At 39.4% G+C, this 16,128-nt stretch carries 24 protein-coding genes and 1 pseudogene; 12 read left to right on the top strand and 13 right to left on the bottom strand.

Going from position 1 to position 16,128, the window contains the following annotated elements; all coding sequences use genetic code 11:
* Window positions 1–130 precede the first annotated feature (130 nt).
* The 4 genes from EAE92_RS23135 to EAE92_RS23120 all read right to left on the bottom strand — a co-directional run bounded on the left by EAE92_RS23135 (window position 131) and on the right by EAE92_RS23120 (window position 1,813).
* Entirely contained in the window at window positions 131–316 is a 186-nt protein-coding gene (locus EAE92_RS23135) for a hypothetical protein (RefSeq protein ID WP_214069739.1), read from the bottom strand.
* A 543-nt stretch (window positions 317–859) separates the two neighbouring features.
* The gene (locus EAE92_RS25095; RefSeq protein WP_339959424.1) at window positions 860–1,300 is read right to left on the bottom strand and encodes an Abi family protein; all 441 of its coding nucleotides are present in this window, start codon (window positions 1,298–1,300) and stop codon (window positions 860–862) included.
* Window positions 1,288–1,620, bottom strand: a complete 333-nt coding sequence (locus EAE92_RS25505; protein ID WP_422616071.1) for an Abi family protein — start codon at window positions 1,618–1,620, stop codon at window positions 1,288–1,290. The genes EAE92_RS25095 and EAE92_RS25505 overlap by 13 nt, the downstream gene beginning before the upstream one ends.
* Window positions 1,604–1,813 carry a hypothetical protein gene (locus tag EAE92_RS23120; RefSeq protein WP_214069737.1) on the bottom strand — a complete coding sequence of 70 codons (210 nt, stop codon included), beginning with the start codon at window positions 1,811–1,813 and terminating at the stop codon, window positions 1,604–1,606. The genes EAE92_RS25505 and EAE92_RS23120 overlap by 17 nt, the downstream gene beginning before the upstream one ends.
* Before the next feature lie 166 nt (window positions 1,814–1,979).
* Here EAE92_RS23120 and EAE92_RS25090 point away from each other — a divergent pair, with 166 nt between their 5' ends.
* Both EAE92_RS25090 and EAE92_RS23115 read left to right on the top strand, forming a co-directional pair.
* Window positions 1,980–2,111 (top strand): hypothetical protein, encoded by a 132-nt coding sequence (locus EAE92_RS25090; protein ID WP_262405196.1) that lies wholly within the window; start codon window positions 1,980–1,982, stop codon window positions 2,109–2,111.
* Between the two features lie 205 nt (window positions 2,112–2,316).
* Window positions 2,317–2,463: a hypothetical protein gene (locus EAE92_RS23115; protein ID WP_214069736.1), complete on the top strand. Its 147-nt coding sequence runs from the start codon at window positions 2,317–2,319 to the stop codon at window positions 2,461–2,463.
* Window positions 2,464–2,719: 256 nt separating this feature from the next.
* Here the strand turns inward: EAE92_RS23115 and EAE92_RS23110 are convergent, their stop codons facing one another.
* Window positions 2,720–3,298: a helix-turn-helix domain-containing protein gene (locus EAE92_RS23110; RefSeq protein ID WP_214069735.1), complete on the bottom strand. Its 579-nt coding sequence runs from the start codon at window positions 3,296–3,298 to the stop codon at window positions 2,720–2,722.
* Window positions 3,299–3,533: 235 nt separating this feature from the next.
* Between EAE92_RS23110 and EAE92_RS23105 the strand changes: the two genes are divergently transcribed.
* Together EAE92_RS23105 and EAE92_RS23100 are read left to right on the top strand one after the other, a co-directional pair.
* Window positions 3,534–3,758 carry a helix-turn-helix domain-containing protein gene (locus EAE92_RS23105; protein ID WP_040150364.1) on the top strand — a complete coding sequence of 75 codons (225 nt, stop codon included), beginning with the start codon at window positions 3,534–3,536 and terminating at the stop codon, window positions 3,756–3,758.
* A 324-nt stretch (window positions 3,759–4,082) separates the two neighbouring features.
* Entirely contained in the window at window positions 4,083–4,376 is a 294-nt protein-coding gene (locus EAE92_RS23100; protein ID WP_214069734.1) for a hypothetical protein, read from the top strand.
* A 345-nt stretch (window positions 4,377–4,721) separates the two neighbouring features.
* Here EAE92_RS23100 and EAE92_RS23095 read toward each other — a convergent pair whose 3' ends face one another.
* Window positions 4,722–5,660 (bottom strand): Rpn family recombination-promoting nuclease/putative transposase, encoded by a 939-nt coding sequence (locus EAE92_RS23095; protein ID WP_036807898.1) that lies wholly within the window; start codon window positions 5,658–5,660, stop codon window positions 4,722–4,724.
* A 118-nt stretch (window positions 5,661–5,778) separates the two neighbouring features.
* On the opposite strand from EAE92_RS23095, the gene EAE92_RS23090 reads away from it, so the two are divergent.
* Window positions 5,779–5,967, top strand: a complete 189-nt coding sequence (locus EAE92_RS23090; RefSeq protein WP_214069733.1) for a hypothetical protein — start codon at window positions 5,779–5,781, stop codon at window positions 5,965–5,967.
* A 40-nt stretch (window positions 5,968–6,007) separates the two neighbouring features.
* On the opposite strand, the gene EAE92_RS23085 is transcribed toward EAE92_RS23090, so the two are convergent.
* Window positions 6,008–6,406, bottom strand: a complete 399-nt coding sequence (locus EAE92_RS23085) for a hypothetical protein (protein WP_214069732.1) — start codon at window positions 6,404–6,406, stop codon at window positions 6,008–6,010.
* 384 nt (window positions 6,407–6,790) lie between these two features.
* Between EAE92_RS23085 and EAE92_RS23080 the strand changes: the two genes are divergently transcribed.
* A complete protein-coding gene (locus EAE92_RS23080) occupies window positions 6,791–7,285 on the top strand; it encodes a hypothetical protein (protein WP_214069731.1) in 495 nt (164 codons plus the stop codon).
* On the top strand, window positions 7,260–7,406 hold the full coding sequence (locus EAE92_RS23075) for a hypothetical protein (protein WP_157866898.1): 147 nt from the start codon (window positions 7,260–7,262) through the stop codon (window positions 7,404–7,406). The genes EAE92_RS23080 and EAE92_RS23075 overlap by 26 nt, the downstream gene beginning before the upstream one ends.
* A gap of 157 nt (window positions 7,407–7,563) precedes the next feature.
* Here the strand turns inward: EAE92_RS23075 and EAE92_RS23070 are convergent, their stop codons facing one another.
* Window positions 7,564–8,115, bottom strand: a complete 552-nt coding sequence (locus EAE92_RS23070; RefSeq protein ID WP_214069730.1) for a helix-turn-helix domain-containing protein — start codon at window positions 8,113–8,115, stop codon at window positions 7,564–7,566.
* Window positions 8,116–8,402: 287 nt separating this feature from the next.
* Here EAE92_RS23070 and EAE92_RS23065 point away from each other — a divergent pair, with 287 nt between their 5' ends.
* Together EAE92_RS23065 and EAE92_RS23060 are read left to right on the top strand one after the other, a co-directional pair.
* The gene (locus EAE92_RS23065; protein WP_040150364.1) at window positions 8,403–8,627 is read left to right on the top strand and encodes a helix-turn-helix domain-containing protein; all 225 of its coding nucleotides are present in this window, start codon (window positions 8,403–8,405) and stop codon (window positions 8,625–8,627) included.
* Between the two features lie 255 nt (window positions 8,628–8,882).
* Entirely contained in the window at window positions 8,883–9,245 is a 363-nt protein-coding gene (locus tag EAE92_RS23060; protein WP_214069729.1) for a hypothetical protein, read from the top strand.
* A 482-nt stretch (window positions 9,246–9,727) separates the two neighbouring features.
* Here EAE92_RS23060 and EAE92_RS23055 read toward each other — a convergent pair whose 3' ends face one another.
* Window positions 9,728–10,558, bottom strand: a complete 831-nt coding sequence (locus EAE92_RS23055) for a phosphoenolpyruvate hydrolase family protein (protein WP_214069728.1) — start codon at window positions 10,556–10,558, stop codon at window positions 9,728–9,730.
* The gene (locus EAE92_RS23050; protein WP_162120845.1) at window positions 10,542–11,786 is read right to left on the bottom strand and encodes a Tm-1-like ATP-binding domain-containing protein; all 1,245 of its coding nucleotides are present in this window, start codon (window positions 11,784–11,786) and stop codon (window positions 10,542–10,544) included. Before EAE92_RS23050 ends, EAE92_RS23055 begins: the two co-directional genes overlap by 17 nt.
* Before the next feature lie 140 nt (window positions 11,787–11,926).
* Here EAE92_RS23050 and EAE92_RS23045 point away from each other — a divergent pair, with 140 nt between their 5' ends.
* Complete coding sequence (locus EAE92_RS23045) at window positions 11,927–12,547, top strand: TetR/AcrR family transcriptional regulator (protein ID WP_214069727.1); 621 nt, start codon at window positions 11,927–11,929, stop codon at window positions 12,545–12,547.
* Window positions 12,548–12,752: 205 nt separating this feature from the next.
* Window positions 12,753–12,923 (top strand): annotated as a pseudogene (locus tag EAE92_RS24835) (transposase domain-containing protein); the annotation flags it as partial.
* Between the two features lie 618 nt (window positions 12,924–13,541).
* On the opposite strand, the gene EAE92_RS23035 reads toward EAE92_RS24835, so the two are convergent.
* The 3 genes from EAE92_RS23035 to EAE92_RS23025 all read right to left on the bottom strand — a co-directional run bounded on the left by EAE92_RS23035 (window position 13,542) and on the right by EAE92_RS23025 (window position 15,124).
* Window positions 13,542–13,778 (bottom strand): helix-turn-helix domain-containing protein, encoded by a 237-nt coding sequence (locus tag EAE92_RS23035; RefSeq protein ID WP_214069726.1) that lies wholly within the window; start codon window positions 13,776–13,778, stop codon window positions 13,542–13,544.
* A gap of 281 nt (window positions 13,779–14,059) precedes the next feature.
* Window positions 14,060–14,284: a hypothetical protein gene (locus EAE92_RS23030; protein ID WP_214069725.1), complete on the bottom strand. Its 225-nt coding sequence runs from the start codon at window positions 14,282–14,284 to the stop codon at window positions 14,060–14,062.
* A 123-nt stretch (window positions 14,285–14,407) separates the two neighbouring features.
* Entirely contained in the window at window positions 14,408–15,124 is a 717-nt protein-coding gene (locus EAE92_RS23025) for a Tm-1-like ATP-binding domain-containing protein (protein ID WP_246545371.1), read from the bottom strand.
* A gap of 140 nt (window positions 15,125–15,264) precedes the next feature.
* Between EAE92_RS23025 and EAE92_RS23020 the strand changes: the two genes are divergently transcribed.
* The gene (locus tag EAE92_RS23020; RefSeq protein WP_214069724.1) at window positions 15,265–15,885 is read left to right on the top strand and encodes a TetR/AcrR family transcriptional regulator; all 621 of its coding nucleotides are present in this window, start codon (window positions 15,265–15,267) and stop codon (window positions 15,883–15,885) included.
* Window positions 15,886–16,128: the final 243 nt, after the last annotated feature.

The raw sequence follows: 16,128 nt of genomic DNA, 5'->3' as shown, positions 1-16,128 counted from the left end.
GATGTCCTCAGCCGGCTGCCTGTCTGGCCGAACAATCGGTTGAATGAGCTGCTGCCCTGGCCTGAGAATCCCTTCCGTTAACATCCCATTTTGTTGTTATCTCACCACGCAAGGTGAGTTCACCGGAGCCTTACCTAACAAGTAAATAAATGGGCATATGTCCCATCCAGCTAGGGAGATTGTATTTGTGGGTTTTGGCAACACAATGTTCATCCCAAGTACGTAAACGCTGGCGTAAATTACGATAAATCCTGGCAGCTTTTGCTCCCCGAATCTGAGCGCGTATTGTACGTTGTATGTCATTATGGTTAGTCATTGGGTAGTCTCTTGTTGAAACAATGTTCAGATAAATAATATGATTATTTTCTGGTTAGGTTAGCTAAAAGTCTGAGCGGCGTCTATGGTGTGAATTGTAAAACGAGTTGTGTGTTATGCACATTTGCACGGCTGATAGAGCTCATTCACCTGACCCCACAAAGGGTCGGGTGAATGAAAGCAGTTGGTGAGCGGGGTTGGCGAACCAACATCAGCGGTGTAACTGTGTATAACGCTTATTTAACGAAAGATGGGTAGTCATATTTTTAATCATTATGACATATAAATAAAATTCCAAAATAGCGCTGCATCTTATACTACTCATAATTCTATGTATAACAATGGGTTGAAGAAACTCATGTGTAGCAGAATTATGAAACGTTATTTATAGGTACAAATTTTTTGGTTGGTAAGGTATGTGTAACTCAGCTTACCTTTTCGTTTGTCAAGTTAATATGGGATGTAAAGGATATTGTTTTAGTATTATTGGCAAATTTTAACCATGTATTAAGATATTTTTGCATCGCCAAAATATATGATAACTCTAAAGTTCCCAGAATGGATCTGTATTCCAGCTTTCTGGAAAACCAGCAGAATGTAACAGTGGTATTACTCTTGGGAATTCATGTGTTAAAGTGTGAATATCTTGGCCCACGTTTACGCCCAGTTTTAAGATTTTGCTTAAATGGTGAAGGGTTGCAAGAAAAACATAGATACGATTGTTATTAGTTGGAGGTATAGAAAGGTGTGGGATAATTTCTGCTGGGGCTCTTAAATTTGAATTCCAAAGACGATTATGATGTGCACATTTGTTTCTTACATCTCTTAATCCACTAATCCATCCAACCAGCGTTTCAAATTTTTTTACGCCAAATTCTTTGGCTAAATTGTTAAGGATGTTTTCTCGTTCTGATATTTGAAAACGACGTTTGTCCAAGCAATCGTAAATAACAAATATATTTCCCAATGTTGCTAATTCACCAATAATCTAAAAAGGGGTAGGGATTTATAATTATCATTTTTCTCATTATAGTACTTTTCCTTATAATGAGTGGCATATTTTTCATTACAAGATGTAAATGAATTTGATAACTTTGAACGTAATAAGTTTATTTTCTTTTCTTTTTTATTAAAGAAGTTTTTATCGTCGAGATACCAAAATGGATCATCTGTATATTCTGATATAGTGTGATCTAGCCTACTACGAAATTTTATTTCGAGTCCAGAAATTATGCGAAATATGTAATTGCGTAATGATTCATCGAAACGATAAATATCAAGGCCGTTTTCAAAAAAAAATGCCATCACGAAATTGCTTTTTTCCTTCTTCATCTTGATACATGAACTGGAATAGATAAATTTTAAAACGATAATAGCTGATAAATGATAATATGTGTTCGGCTAATGCTTTATCTTTGAAATTTAGCCCTTTTTCCTCTAAATCACTAATAAGGCCTATAGGTTTGCGATGCGACTTTGCGTAGGGGATATGAACCATGATTAAAATTCCATAAAAAAACCCGCTTACGTTCCCGGAGGAAGGTAGCGAGCGTTGTCAATGCTTATGCTACCAGAGAAGAGAAAGATGTCAATAGCATATTGATGGTTTTTTGCCTTAACAGTAGGGTGTTTGACGCTATCTGTTTGTTGCTGTAGGATCCCTGTTGCTGATTGTGGCTATTGCTGCCAGCAACGTGCTAGGGTCACAGATGATGGAAATCATGCTGCTGATGCCGAAAGATATTTGGGGTAAACCCTTTGTGGAGAAATCAACAGGGGTTTTCTCGCTTTTTTAATTAAAAAGGCAAAAATTAGTATACGGAAATCCTATATACAGGCATTTGTTAGTACTATAATCAATCGTACATCTTTTTTGTCTCAACAGAAGGTATATTCATAAGAAAGCTTTAAGTCATGCGGTTTCTCAGCATCGTGAACATCAGAAAAACACAGATTTTTGGTTTTTATAGCTGTAGTACTAAATGATGATAGGGGAAGGTTATGCAATCAAAACACCGAATTTCTGAACTTAAGCAAATGTCCGTAAAAGAGCGCAAAATTGAAGGCATGCGTCGAGCTAAGGCTGCTTTTGATCTGGCTGAACGTACAGGTACGTTAACAAAGCGTCCTGTTATCGTTGAGTGCTGATTTATTCGTTAGATTGATAAAGATTTGTCAATGACTTCCTTATTGAAAGATGGTGAGTTTTTAGGTTAGTTTGCCAAGTTCGTAATTACTCTTTGTGTGTTCTACCCAATTGATCCACACACTTAGTTCTCCGTGTTGCTTCTTAATGTGCTGCATATTTACTTAGTTATCCAGTTGGCTAAGTGAGAATTGAAAGATATCGTCATTCTATACCTTGTGCTTACTTTACACTATTATGATCACTAATTGACGGTGTTTAATTTTTTTCTTGACTTATCAGTGTAGTAATGTAAAGAAAAATTTCTTTATCTGTTGATTCATTCCCAGCTAAAGCTATCTTTATTGCTTGTTTAAGAGTTTCTCTAATAGGCAATTCATTGATGGTATCTTCAATTGTAGATGTTTTGGTTTTAGGGGGTTCAGCAAGTATCCCTTCTATACCTTTGCGGTGAATTAGTCTTATTAATGCATCTACATCTTTATCTTCCAATGAATCTAAAATAGATTGCCATGCTGTGCTTCTTTCCGTTGAGCTTTTTAGTTGTTCATGAATGGTTGTGGTTTGATTGTGAGGTTGTAACTGATGATCACCAGTTGCAAGCCAATCTAGGGTGACACCTTCAATATCGCAGATTGATTGAGCTACATTGAGAGCAGGGATTGAGTCCCTTATGATGTAGTTATTCAGTGTTGAATACGATAATCCCCATTCTTTAGCTGCGGTTCTTACACTACGGCTGCCGATAAGATAAAGAAGTCTCTCCTTAAAGGTTTCTTTTTGGTCTTGCTCAAAAGAATCCATATTATGCTGTGCTTCCTTTCTCTTTTTAACCATATAACCACCTGAAAAAACAGATTTCCTGAAATTAATAAGTGAAATTATCTCAATTGAGTTAATATTTTCTTTCCAAGGTCTCAATTTAGATCTATACTATACTCTAGTACAAGTAATCCTATAAATAGGGGTAGCTTGCACTGGTAACCTTTTAGGGTAATTGAAATACAAATTGAAGTAAAACGTGCCATCAAAATTGTATGTAGCACGAAATATATCTTATTGGAGAATTCTTGTGGAGAAAAAAGATTGGCATTCGGCAGATATTATCGCCGCGTTGAAAAAGAAAGGAACGTCATTGGCGGCTGTTTCTAGAGAATCAGGGCTGGCATCGTCAACGTTATCTAATGCCTTGCAAAGACCTTGGTGTAAAGGTGAAACAATTATTGCAAACGCACTGGGACAGAAGCCTGATGAAATCTGGCCTTCCCGTTACCAGAAAAGGAGGAAGAGATCTTGATCTCCAGGCGAAAGAATATGGTGACAGTTATAGGAACCATAAAAGCAACGCTCTGAAAGTGAAGCAACACAATCAGAGCGTCTGACCACAACATTATGGGAACTAATGCTATGGCTAATATGAATAGTAACATATCCTCATACTCAAAGCGTTATACATTTAACGCGCAATCTAATGTAGAAACCGAAGCACATACCTTGCTTACAGACTTTTCTTTGGTTTTAATTTTTTCTAAATCAATTGAGAAGCAATATTATGCACAGTAGCATCTCAGACATTCTCGACGACAGTAATATACCTGATCTGGATATCTTATGATCTGCCATGTCGGATGCAATTGCATCACTGGATTTTTCATGTATTAGCGATACTGTACTGTGTCAGTTAATTGAATCATCCAAAGAAAATACTATGGGCATGTGTCATGGTGTAACTTTTCTTGGTGACTCAATGTTGTCGTTTGCCAGTAATAACATCCATGAATTTACGCCAGAGAGTTTGTGTCAGCTCGGGCATAGCTTAGAGGCGTTGAGTTCTCTATTACCGATGTTGTTTACTCTGCATGAAAAAGCGAGTGGTGAATGTCACCGTAGGGCTTTGAAAAACGAAATAAAATAGTTTTTTCAAATGAAACCGGAAAATTTTTGGATGGTTTTCCGGTTTAAAGGCATAAACTATTGCCGACAGGGTGTTCGATACTCATTAGAGCTGATTTTTCCCCTTCCCGAGGCCCGGTAAAAGTTTCTTTTGATGTATGGGCCCGTGTATTTTGTGAGTGGTGTATTAGTTCAGATTAGATCTGACACTTCGATTTGAAAAGAAGAGAGTTACCCGTTTTGATTAAAGGTCGCGCTAGGAATAGCCAGTAACGGCTATTCCTAGCGCGACCAATGAACACATTAATAAAAAGGACGTTAGTTGCTGCGGCTGACGCTCTTAATGGGATTCCTTCTGGTGTCAGAATCAATGACGGATCTGCGCCAACTCGTCTTCAGATAAGCCAGTCGCTTCGAGAACAGCCTCGCGAGGCATCCCCATTTTCAGAAGGCTGTGGGCAACGTCGAGTTTACCCAGCAGCACGCCTTCTTCACGTCCTTTCTGTTCACCCAACTGAATCCCTTTCCGAATCCCGCGTTGTTCGCCCTCGAGGCGGAGTTTTTCAGCGATAGTCATCAGAGCTTCCTCATGCTGTGGCACACGTGATGCCAGAGTGTTTAGCAAAGCAGCCGGATCGTGAGATTCTCCCGCCTGCAGCATATAGTTTATCACAGATATCAGTTGTTCCTGCGTGGTATATCCTTCCAGTAACAATGTTACCAGCTGGTCAAGCAGCTCGGTCAGATCACGCTGGCGAATGTGTTTCTGCAACATTTCGAGCACAGCCATACGACGATGTTTCATTATTTCGTCGTCCGGAATAACGGTAATATCAACCAGCGGAAAATCTTTATTGTACAGCTCGCCGGCAAGTTCCGGATCATCGAACTCCAAAAGCCAATTCATCGGATACGGATACGGACTGATCTTTCCCTGGTAGAATAGTACGGGTATCACCAACGGTAATGTTTTATGACCAGCATCAAGATGACGTTGCATGGCAGCAATGGCATAACGCAACATCCGAAAAGCCATGTGTTTATCAGGCGAGCTTTGATGTTCAATCAGACAGTATACATAACCGTCACCCTTACCCGTTTTCAGTGAATACAAAACGTCACTGTAGTATGGCCGCAGATCGTCTTCAATGAAGCTTCCCGATACCAGTTGCAGCGTATTCAGATCACAAACCTTCAGCAGAGTTAGTGGTAAATGGAACTGTAGAAAATCTCTGGCCGTATCTGGATGCGTCAGAAACTGCTTAAAAATAGCATCATGTAATGTTGGCGTAGTGTTCTTCTTCATTGTTCATCATATTCCCTGTAACCCCGATACTCATTTTAACATATTCTCCGGAGGTTCACAGAGAGATCAGTTCAGGTAAAAGGTTAAATGACCCTCGACAGAAAACAACCCCACATTTGTGATTTTTACTCCTACCGCGACCAGTTTTGTGATGGGGACGATGTTTATTGTGCTGCCAGCATTGTGGATGGGAGCGTTGTCGTGGGCGGGAATTAAAATGGGTGACGCAGTAACAAATGCAACGAAAAATGGTTCTGCTGATATTCAGAAATCGGGTGGGAAATTAGGAGATAGAATAAGTAGGTAACATAATTATATTAAGGAGGGGGAATCCCTTCCTTTATGAACTATTCATCTTTATTGTCGACATCAATATAACCGGTTGCATCATACCAGCCCCACCCATAGGGACCATCACGATATTGATTTCCGTAACCTTGTTCATCTGTAAGTTTTTTATCAATTACACCTTTATTCAGTGAAAAACCTAGGATTATTCCAAGTATTAGCATAATAACCCCAACTACCATTAATGTACCCATCAGCAAAGTGGTCGCCAGACTGGCAGCAAGTAAGTAAATGGGCAAATGCCCTACCCATGTAGGGAGATTATGTTTGTGGGCTTTAGTAACACAATTTGCATCCCAGGTACGTAAACGTTGGCATAAGTTGAGATAAATTCCAGCAACTTTTGCTCCCCGAATCTGAGCACGCATTGTACGTTGTGTGTCATGATTGTCAGTCATTGAGTAACCTCTTGTTGAGATGGTATTCATAAATAACATAATTATTTCTTGGTTAGGTTAGCCAAAAATTTAAGCGGCGTCTATGGTATGAATCGTAAAACGAGTTGTGTGTTATGCACATTTGCACGGCTGATAAAGCTCATTCACCTGACCCCATCAAAGGGTCGGGTGAATGAAAGCAGTTGGTGAGCGGGGTTGGCGAACCAACATCAGCGGTGTAACTGTGTATAACGCTTATTAAACGAAAAGTTAGTAGTTGTATTTTTAACCTGTCGATATTTTTAGTTTGCTATTCAGCTTCATGTTTATTATGAGCTTTTGTTAATACGTATAGATTGCTGTAAGATAACAATATTCATTTCTTCGTCTACCTATAATAAGCTAATGCCAACTTTTCATCAGACAGGATTTATTGAGGCTACTGTTGGAGAAATCCAGTATCACCGGTTTGATTTTTCTGTAGAAGATCATGATTTTGTGATGATTTTTTCCGCTGTTGAAATATCTGATGTTGAATACCTCCAGATGCGCTCGGAAGAGGTCGGTTTTTCCATCCCTGAGCGTTGCTATGATGTTAAGTTTGACCGTCTGGAGAATTTTGACAGTGGTGATTTCTACGCACCGCCACCACCAGATGCTATTTTCAGTAAGCTTGGGTATCAGGGCTTGATGAGGTTGGGTAAAGCATTTAGCGAGATTATCGGTCTGCACTATCAATTTTATGGTGCTAAGGCATATTTTGCTATGGCGGAAACGCGAAAGCTTAAGAGTTTTTATGACCGAATTTTACAGCAGCCTAATGTTGGTGTACCATATGAAATTATCATCAATTTAGGTGAGATGGGGAGAGGTTATGCAATCAAAACGCCAAGTTTCTGAACTTAAGCAAATGTCCATAAGAGAGCGCAAAATCGAGGGTATGCGTCGTGCCAAAGCTGCTTTCGAGCTGGCTGAGCGTTCTGGTACGTTAACAAAGCGCCCTGTTGTCATTGAGTGCTGATTTCTCTGTTATATCGATAGTGCTCCATCCAATCACTCCCTTTATTGAGTAGTGATAGGTTTTGGGGCCAAGTAATTTAATCTGTTCAGTTGTTTCAGTATCCACATCCACTCTAGCTCTTCTCTTTGTTCCAATATGCCTCGTTTTTAGATTGTATTTAATTTTTGTTTGTTTCTTGACTTACAAGTGTAGTGATACAGCGTAAAATTTCTTTATCTGTTGATTCATCCCCAGCAAGAGCCATTTTGATTGCTTGTTTCAAGCTTGATCTAATATGAAGCTTATCAATGACATCCTTGATATCTTGCTTTTCATAAGCCATTGTTAATAGCCCTTCAATACCTTTACGATGAATGAATTTTATAAGCTTATCTACTTCGCATAGATTTAAGGAGTTAAAAACCAAGTTCCAGGAATGTCGTAACTCAATATCATCATAGTGTGCATCTGGTGTTCCAAATTTGAAATTTTTATCCCCATTAGCAAGCCAATCTAAGCTTACACTTTCCTTATTAGCAACAATTTGCATATATTTTAATGATGGGCTTGTTCCTTTATTGATGTAGTTATTGAGAGTTGAGTAAGGCAAGCCCCAATCTTTGGCGGCAGTCCTAATGTTTCTTTGCCCTACAAGTTGTAATAACCTACTGATAAAACCTTCTTTTTCTTCATCACTAAAAGAAGCGTCTGATGCTTTTTTGTTTTTCATTTTCTCAATTTTCATTCAATTGGTTGATTTTTAATAAAAATTATTCCCTAAAGATAATATTTTCAAATCAGGGGTTTTTGGTCCTAATTTGATTTGCAATTTTCAAATTTGGATCAATGCTTGTGTTCCAGTGAATAATTTTCCAAAGATTATTTGCACTGACAATTGGTTAGAGTAATTGAAATATAGATTGAAGTAAAACGTACTACTAACAGAGTTTAAAGCAAAGAATGTTACTCGTCGTTTTACAGTATTATTAGATAGTTATACCCGATTGGAGAATTCTTGTGGAGAAAAAAGATTGGCATTCGGCAGATATTATCGCCGCGTTGAAAAAGAAAGGAACGTCATTGGCGGCTGTTTCTAGAGAATCAGGGCTGGCATCGTCAACGTTATCTAATGCTTTGCAAAGACCTTGGTGTAAAGGTGAAACAATTATTGCAAACGCACTGGGACAGAAGCCTGATGAAATCTGGCCTTCCCGTTACCAGAAAAGGAGGAAGAGATCTTGATCTCCAGGCGAAAGAATATGGTGACAGTTATAGGAACCATAAAAGCAACGCTCTGAAAGTGAAGCAACACAATCAGAGCGTCTGACCACAACATTATGGGAACTAATGCTATGGCTAATATGAATAGTAACATATCCTCATACTCAAAGCGTTATACATTTAACGCGCAATCTAATGTAGAAACCGAAGTACATACCGCGCTTACAGACTTTTCTTTGGTTTTAATTTTTTGTAAACCAATTGGGAAGCAATATTATGCACAGTAGCGTCCCTGATACTCCCGACGACGGTGATATATCTGATGTGAATATCCTATGGTCTGCCATGTCGGATGCAATTGCATCACTGGATTTTTCATGTATTAGCGATACTGTACTGTGTCAGTTAATTGAATCATCCAAAGAAAATACTATGGGCATGTGTCATGGTGTAACTTTTCTTGGTGACTCAATGTTGTCGTTTGCCAGTAATAACATCCATGAATTTACGCCAGAGAGTTTGTGTCAGCTCGGGCATAGCCTAGAGGCGTTGAGTTCTCTATTACCGATGTTGTTTACTTTGTATGAAAAAGCGAGTGGTGAATGTCACCGTAGGGCTTTGAAAAACGAAATAAAATAGTTTTTTCAAATGAAACCGGAAAATTTTTGGATGGTTTTCCGGTTTAAAGGCATAAATTATCGCCGACAGGGTATTCGATATTGTCGATACTCATCGGGTTGATTTTTCCCCTTCCCAGGGTCTGAGGTGGTACCGGGATGTCGTCATCGTGCACTTTTCCCGGCATACCGACGCAGTGTCTTATACAGCGGCTCCAGCAGTTTGCTGACTGCCCCTGATCAGCAACTTAGCGTGATGCGGCTGGGGCTTTTGTTCAGACATTTTTTCGTTAACATTGCTGAGTAAGCCCCGGAGACAAGTGAGGCTGAGTTGTTGCGGCCTGGTAGGATGAAATAAAGGAGCCAGACAGGCATATGTTGGCTGGGTATGGCATATTGGATACCTTTCCGTATTTTGAGGAAAAGAAAACAATGCGTCATCATAACGTAACAGATATTACGGCTGTAGTACTAAGTTTCCACATAGCTTAAGTATAACTCTCACTAACCCCGATTAATTTCTTTAAATTTCTGGATAGTGTGTTTGATGGCTTGTTCTGTTGGCAAACGCTCCATTGAACTGGCGCCATAGAACCCATGACAATTGGGACAATGAGCCATAATATAGGCGACATCTTCCGGTTCCAAAATTGGGCCGCCGTGACATAGCGTAATAATGTCATTTCGGATAGTTTTAGCTGCCGAAGCACAAGCGTTAATGATTGGTATACAAGATTTCAGATCATATGATGTATTAGCACTAATATCACCGCCAGTGGTTAGCCCCAGATGTACAACAATGATATCAGCACCTGCTTGTGCCATAGCCTCAGCCTCTTTTGCATTGAAAACATAAGGAGTGGTAATCATTCCTTTTTCATGTGCCAGGCGGATTAGCTTCACCTCCAGTGCATAGCCCATGCCTGTTTCTTCCAGGTTTTTTCTGAACTTTCCATCAATAAGCCCTACCGTTGGGAAGTTCTGAATACCAGCAAAACCTTGTGCTTTCAATTCATCCAGGAAAAGAGATAAATTACAGAATGGATCAGTACCGCAGACACCCGCCAATACAGGTGTTGCCTTAACTATCGGCAATATTTCATTACCCATTTCTCTGACAATTTCATTTGCATTACCGTATGGCATTAATCCGGCCAATGATCCTCTGCCAGCCATTCTGAAGCGCCCAGAATTATATACGATAATGAGGTCTGCCCCTCCTGCTTCCTCGCAACGCGCCGAAAGACCCGTGCCTGCACTCGCTCCAATAATAGTTTCGTTACGTTCGACTTTTTGTTTTAGAGTTTCAATAATCTGATTATATTTTTTCTTCATAAGAGATTCCCTGGTGTTCTATAATTTCCTTGAGTTGTTGTATTACAAGAGTACAAAATTGTGGTGAATTGATGTGAAAAGGTGTTTTTATAACTTTTCGCAATTCTGTTTGTTTTATTGTTTTTTTTAATCCATGACAGAAAGCCTGTGTTGATGCAGGTAAATAAAAAGGTTGTTCAGGGCAATCTAGCGCAGAGAATCCGCCTTCCGGAATAATGAATCGAATAGGTCCATTACACTTATTAAGTTTGTTCCCTATCCAGATACCAAGCTGATAGTTTTCTTCAGGTGTGGTTCGCATCAATGTCACCTGAGAATTATGCTCAAAAAACAGCCTGTTGCTGTAGTGTTCTGGGATCGTGTTCTTTGCACCAAAGTTAACTATGTCCAAAGCACCAGCACTGCCGATCCACGGAATGCTTTTTTTTGCAATGACGTCTAAACGTGTGTCAGGACAACTCAAAACACCCCCAAATAACAGATCGGAAATTTCTGTTAATGTAATATCTAAAACACAAACCAATTTGCCATCCTTAGCCAATTTTTCCATGCTTGTTCCACCATTGCCGGTAGCATGAAAAGCCAGGCAATCGTATTGAGTATTTAACTCATTAGTGAGCTGATTAATGCACGGAGTCGTTATACCAAACATCGTTAACCCTAAAGCGGGTTTATGTATATCAGCCAATGGCGTAAAGTAATTGACAGAGCCGGCCATCATGTTTGCAGCATTAGACAAGACTGAACGAGAAATACGGTTGAGTCCGTTGAGATCGGTTACCGTATACAGCATGGCAATATCGCTGTCCCTAACGTAGGCTGAGACATTCCCTGACGCCATCGTTGATACCATGATTTTAGGCAACCCGATCGGCAGGCTTTGCATAGCCGGAGTAATCAGTGCTGTTCCGCCTGAGCCTCCGATACCAATCACCCCCGCGATATCGTCGATTGAGCTGTTCAGGAAATTCGTGAGGGCGACAGACATTGCGGTTATCGCTTTATTCCGCACGCCACAAAAAACGGGATCAGCGCCAGCGGGGTGATACTCAGCCACCTGAAGTGAATGAATATCTATCTTTTTATTCTGATGATTTTTCCCAGGAATTGATGTAGACACATCAATGATGATTGAATTAACTCCTGCGAGGTGTAAACAACGTTTCAACCAGACCAGCTCGTCCAGTTTTGTGTCTGCTGTGCCAACGACAACCACAAATCGCGTCATAGTGTTCACCTCATGTGGCATACTTAGTTCAAAGACTAATGTAAACCTATTGTAATATTTTACAACATGCAAGTTATTTTTTATCATTAGTGATATTTATTACTGTGAATGCTATCCGGTTAAAATTTTAAGGGGTTTAAATGATTCTGTTTGATGAAGAAAATCTGTCGCCAGTCCGGCGTCGTACCCTGGAACGTATCACTCATTCAGCTCTGAAGTTATATCGTGAAAAAAAATTTCCGTCTCCTGAAGAGATTGCTAATGAAGCTGAATATGCAAAGGCCACGTTGCGCAGCTACTTTTCAACCCACAGTGATTTTGTCGAATATGTTGTAAAACAAGTCATTGGCTCATTCGTTATTCCCCCTATGGGCGATGATGCAGAGGACAATATTGAGAAATTATTAAGATGGGGTTATGAAGAAATAGAAGCCAATGAGGCACTGATGAGGGATGCTTTACGCATTTCTCAGTTACGCTGGCAGGAATCTTTATCCGGTGAAGATAACCACAAACGACCTGTTTTGAAGAAAAAAAGTAACCGTAAAGAGACACTTTCTACGGCGTTAGCGCCTCTAAAAGGTCAGCTTAAAGATGACACAATACATAAGATTATTATGTTGATTTCAGTTTTATATGGTACAGAGGCTATGACTATTCTGAAAGATACTTTTGGTTTAGAAAATGATGACATCATCAACTTAACGAGTTGGGCCGCAAAGTTGATTGTTCGGCAGGTCATTAATGAAGAGTTAAAGTAATCAGAAGATCATTTTTTAACATAAAGGGTAAACCGGGCATGAGGCCCGGTAAAAGTTTCTTTTGGTGCCGATAACTTCTGTCACCAACCTTTTTATTAGATATAATTTGAGTTCTGGATAAAAAAATTGAACTAACTGCCTGTTCGAAAAACAGAGTTTTCGGCCAAGAAAATTAAAGTGATTATGTAAAGGTCATACCATCTGTCTCTTCGCAGACGCTGACAACGGTGGTGAACAAACAGCCCTTCTGTACAGTCTTATCGGTACCTATCGGCTAAATAAAGTGGATCCAGAGGTCTGGCTACGCCATGTCATCGGTCATATCGCGGGTTGGCCTGCAAACCGGATGCATGAACTGGTCGATCTCACTTCTTAGCCACCGTCAATACAGTCTGAATGCGCCGCTTACATAGAGGGAGCGGGAGTATTTGAATATTCATCACTATCAATAAATCAGAGTCATTACCAAAGAAAGCGCTACCGACCTTGATTAAGAGGTATAAATAAAGGTTCAAAGGTAGCGCTTAAATTATATTTACAACTTTCTTATGTAAATTTTTAAAAGAGTTTTAACCAACCCTGGATTATTAATAACAACAACATCTTTTTCCTCATTATATGCGACAAGGATACGATAAAATTCTTGATTTATATTACACGTCAATGTAATAAGACCCGATAAGGGTTATAAACATTCTTTAGCTACTTTTTCAAGGATCACCTCATATAAAGAAGTTGCCAGAACTGATATAAATAAGATTCCAAAATAGCGCTACACCTTATACCACTCATAATTCCATGTATAACAACAGGTTGGATAAGGCTATGTGTAGCAGAATTATGAAACGCTATTTATACATAGCTTGATCTAATGAAACCTGTTTTTTTATATTGTCTCCTCTGAATACACAAAAATCATAGTGGATTAAAATTAGGACTGGATAGCATATCGACTATTATCATGAGTTCTGTTATTCAAATAATTTCGAAAATTTCACTTAATGAGATCCTCATCTTTATTAAAATATCGGCTGGGCCAAATTTCTGAAGGATGTACTCCTAATCTGTCCGCAATAATCCTCTCCCCTTTAGGCCACCGGCGTATTAATGCATTAGATAGTGTCGATGGGATCAGTCCCGATTCTCGTGATAATGCGGCAAGTGTTGTGCCGCGTTTACGCAATGCAGCAATAATATCTGCCGGATGCCAGTCATTTTGAGTCGTTATCATCTCTGTTTACTTCCCCTAATTGAGTTGTGGTGGCTATTCAAATAGGATACATGAATCAGTGTTCATTTCTGGCAAGCAAAACCAAAACCTCTCCCGCCAGAACCGCTATGAAAAGGCTAATAACAGACACATCGGCAAAAAATTTCTTACCAATGTCCATGAACACAGGACCATGATTCCTAGTTATTTATCAAATTACTATTACTAAAAAACGTCCTTGTCATTCATGAACATTACTGTTGCAAGTAATGTTTTGCGTTATTACCCTGCCAAAATAATTTTCATTTTGATTCCAAAAAGTTTTTCACTTTATTATGAGATACGCTGGGATTATTGGTGAATTTTAAGGACAAGACTAAAACTGAGCATCTTTTTTCAAAGTGAACAATGTCTTTATGCCCTGAAATACAGGAACGTTCAATCCCCAAAATATAGGCCAATCCCGATGGTTTCATCAATGGATCTCGCCTGGGCTGTTTTAAAAATTCTTTCTGATTATCTGACATATCAAATCATTAAAACCCTTATTCTTACATGGATATTTTTATTTCATTGATGATCAACAGTAAAGACAGTTTTTTATTTTAATTAGAATAAAAAATCGTAAATTTCATTAAAGGGATTTCATATTAACAAGTACGTTCAGCTTGTTTCCACACTTTATTTCTTATTAATTTAGGTTCAACAATCAAACTTAACTCACAGGCAATAGTCCGAACAACAGCCAAATAATCTTTAATGTTAGTCTGATTAATGCACGGAGTTGTCACACCAAACATCGTCAACCCTAAAGCGGATTTATGAATATCAGCCAATGGCGTAAAATAATTGACAGAGCCGGCCATCATATTTGCAGCATTAGACAAGACTGAACGAGAAATACGGTTGAATCCGTTGAGATCGATTACCGTATAAAGCATGGTAATATCGCTGGCCCTCACGTAGGCCGAGACATTCCCTGACGCCATCGCTGATACCATGATTTTAGGCAACCCGATCGGCAGGCTTTGCATAGCCGGAGTGATCAATGCTGTTCCGCTGATACCAATCATCCCCGTGATATCATCGATTGAGCTGTTCAGGAAATTCGTGAGGGCGACAGACATTGCTGTTATCGCTTTATTCCGTACGTCACAAAAAACAGTGTCAGCACCAGCGGGGTGATACTCAGCCACCTGAAGTGAATGAATATCTATCTTTTTATTCTGATGATTTTTCCCAGGAATTGATGTAGACACATCAGTGATGATTGAATCAACACCTGTGAGATATAAACAACATTTCAACCAGACCTGCTCGCTCAGTTTTGTGTCTGCTGTGCCAACGACAACCACAAATCGCGTCATAGTGTTCACCCTATGTGGTATACCTAGTTCAAAGACGAATGTAAACCTATTGTAATATTTTACAACATGCAAGTTATTTTTTATCATTAGTGATATTTTTTATTGTGAATGCTATACGGTTAAAATTTTAAGGGGGTTAAGTGATTCTGTTTGATGAAGAAAATCTGTCGCCAGTCCGGCGTCGTACCCTGGAGCGTATCACTCATTCAGCTCTGAAGTTATATCGTGAAAAAAAATTTCCGTCTCCTGAAGAGATTGCTAATGAAGCTGAATATGCGAAGGCCACGTTGCGCAGCTACTTTTCAACCCACAGTGATTTTGTCGAATATGTTGTAAAACAAGTCATTGGATCATTCGTTATCCCCCCTATGGGCGATGATGCAGAGGACAATATTGAGAAATTATTAAGATGGGGTTATGAAGAAATAGAAGCCAATGAGGCACTGATGAGGGATGCTTTACGCATTTCTCAGTTACGCTGGCAGGAATCTTTATCCGGTGAAGATAACCACAAACGACCTGTTTTGAAGAAAAAAAGTAACCGTAAAGAGACACTTTCTACGGCGTTAGCGCCTCTAAAAGGTCAGCTTAAAGATGACACAATACATAAGATTATTATGTTGATTTCAGTTTTATATGGTACAGAGGCCATGACTATTCTGAAAGATACTTTTGGTTTAGAAAATGATGAAATCATCAACTTAACGAGTTGGGCCGCAAAGTTGATTGTTCGGCAGGTCATTAATGAGGAGTTAAGATAATCAGAAGATCATTTTTTAACATAAGGTAAACCGGGCATGAGGCCCGGTAAAAGTTTCTTTTGGTGTATGGGCCTGGGTATTTTGTGAGTGGTTATGAATGTTCGGTCATCTCACCTGAGGGCGTTCAGAATTCTGTGTCACGTTAATTTAGCGATTACAACGTTATCACATTATCCAAACGTCCTTCAAAGTAAATATAGAGTTGCGACAGCGTTAGATTCCAGCTCTGTATTGGCATTGTCC

Origin of the sequence: Photorhabdus hainanensis (assembly GCF_018448965.1) — a bacterium.
Lineage (GTDB): Bacteria > Pseudomonadota > Gammaproteobacteria > Enterobacterales > Enterobacteriaceae > Photorhabdus > Photorhabdus akhurstii.
The sequence above is the reverse complement of the archived record's forward strand: the minus strand, read 5'-3'. Positions and strand labels throughout refer to the sequence as shown.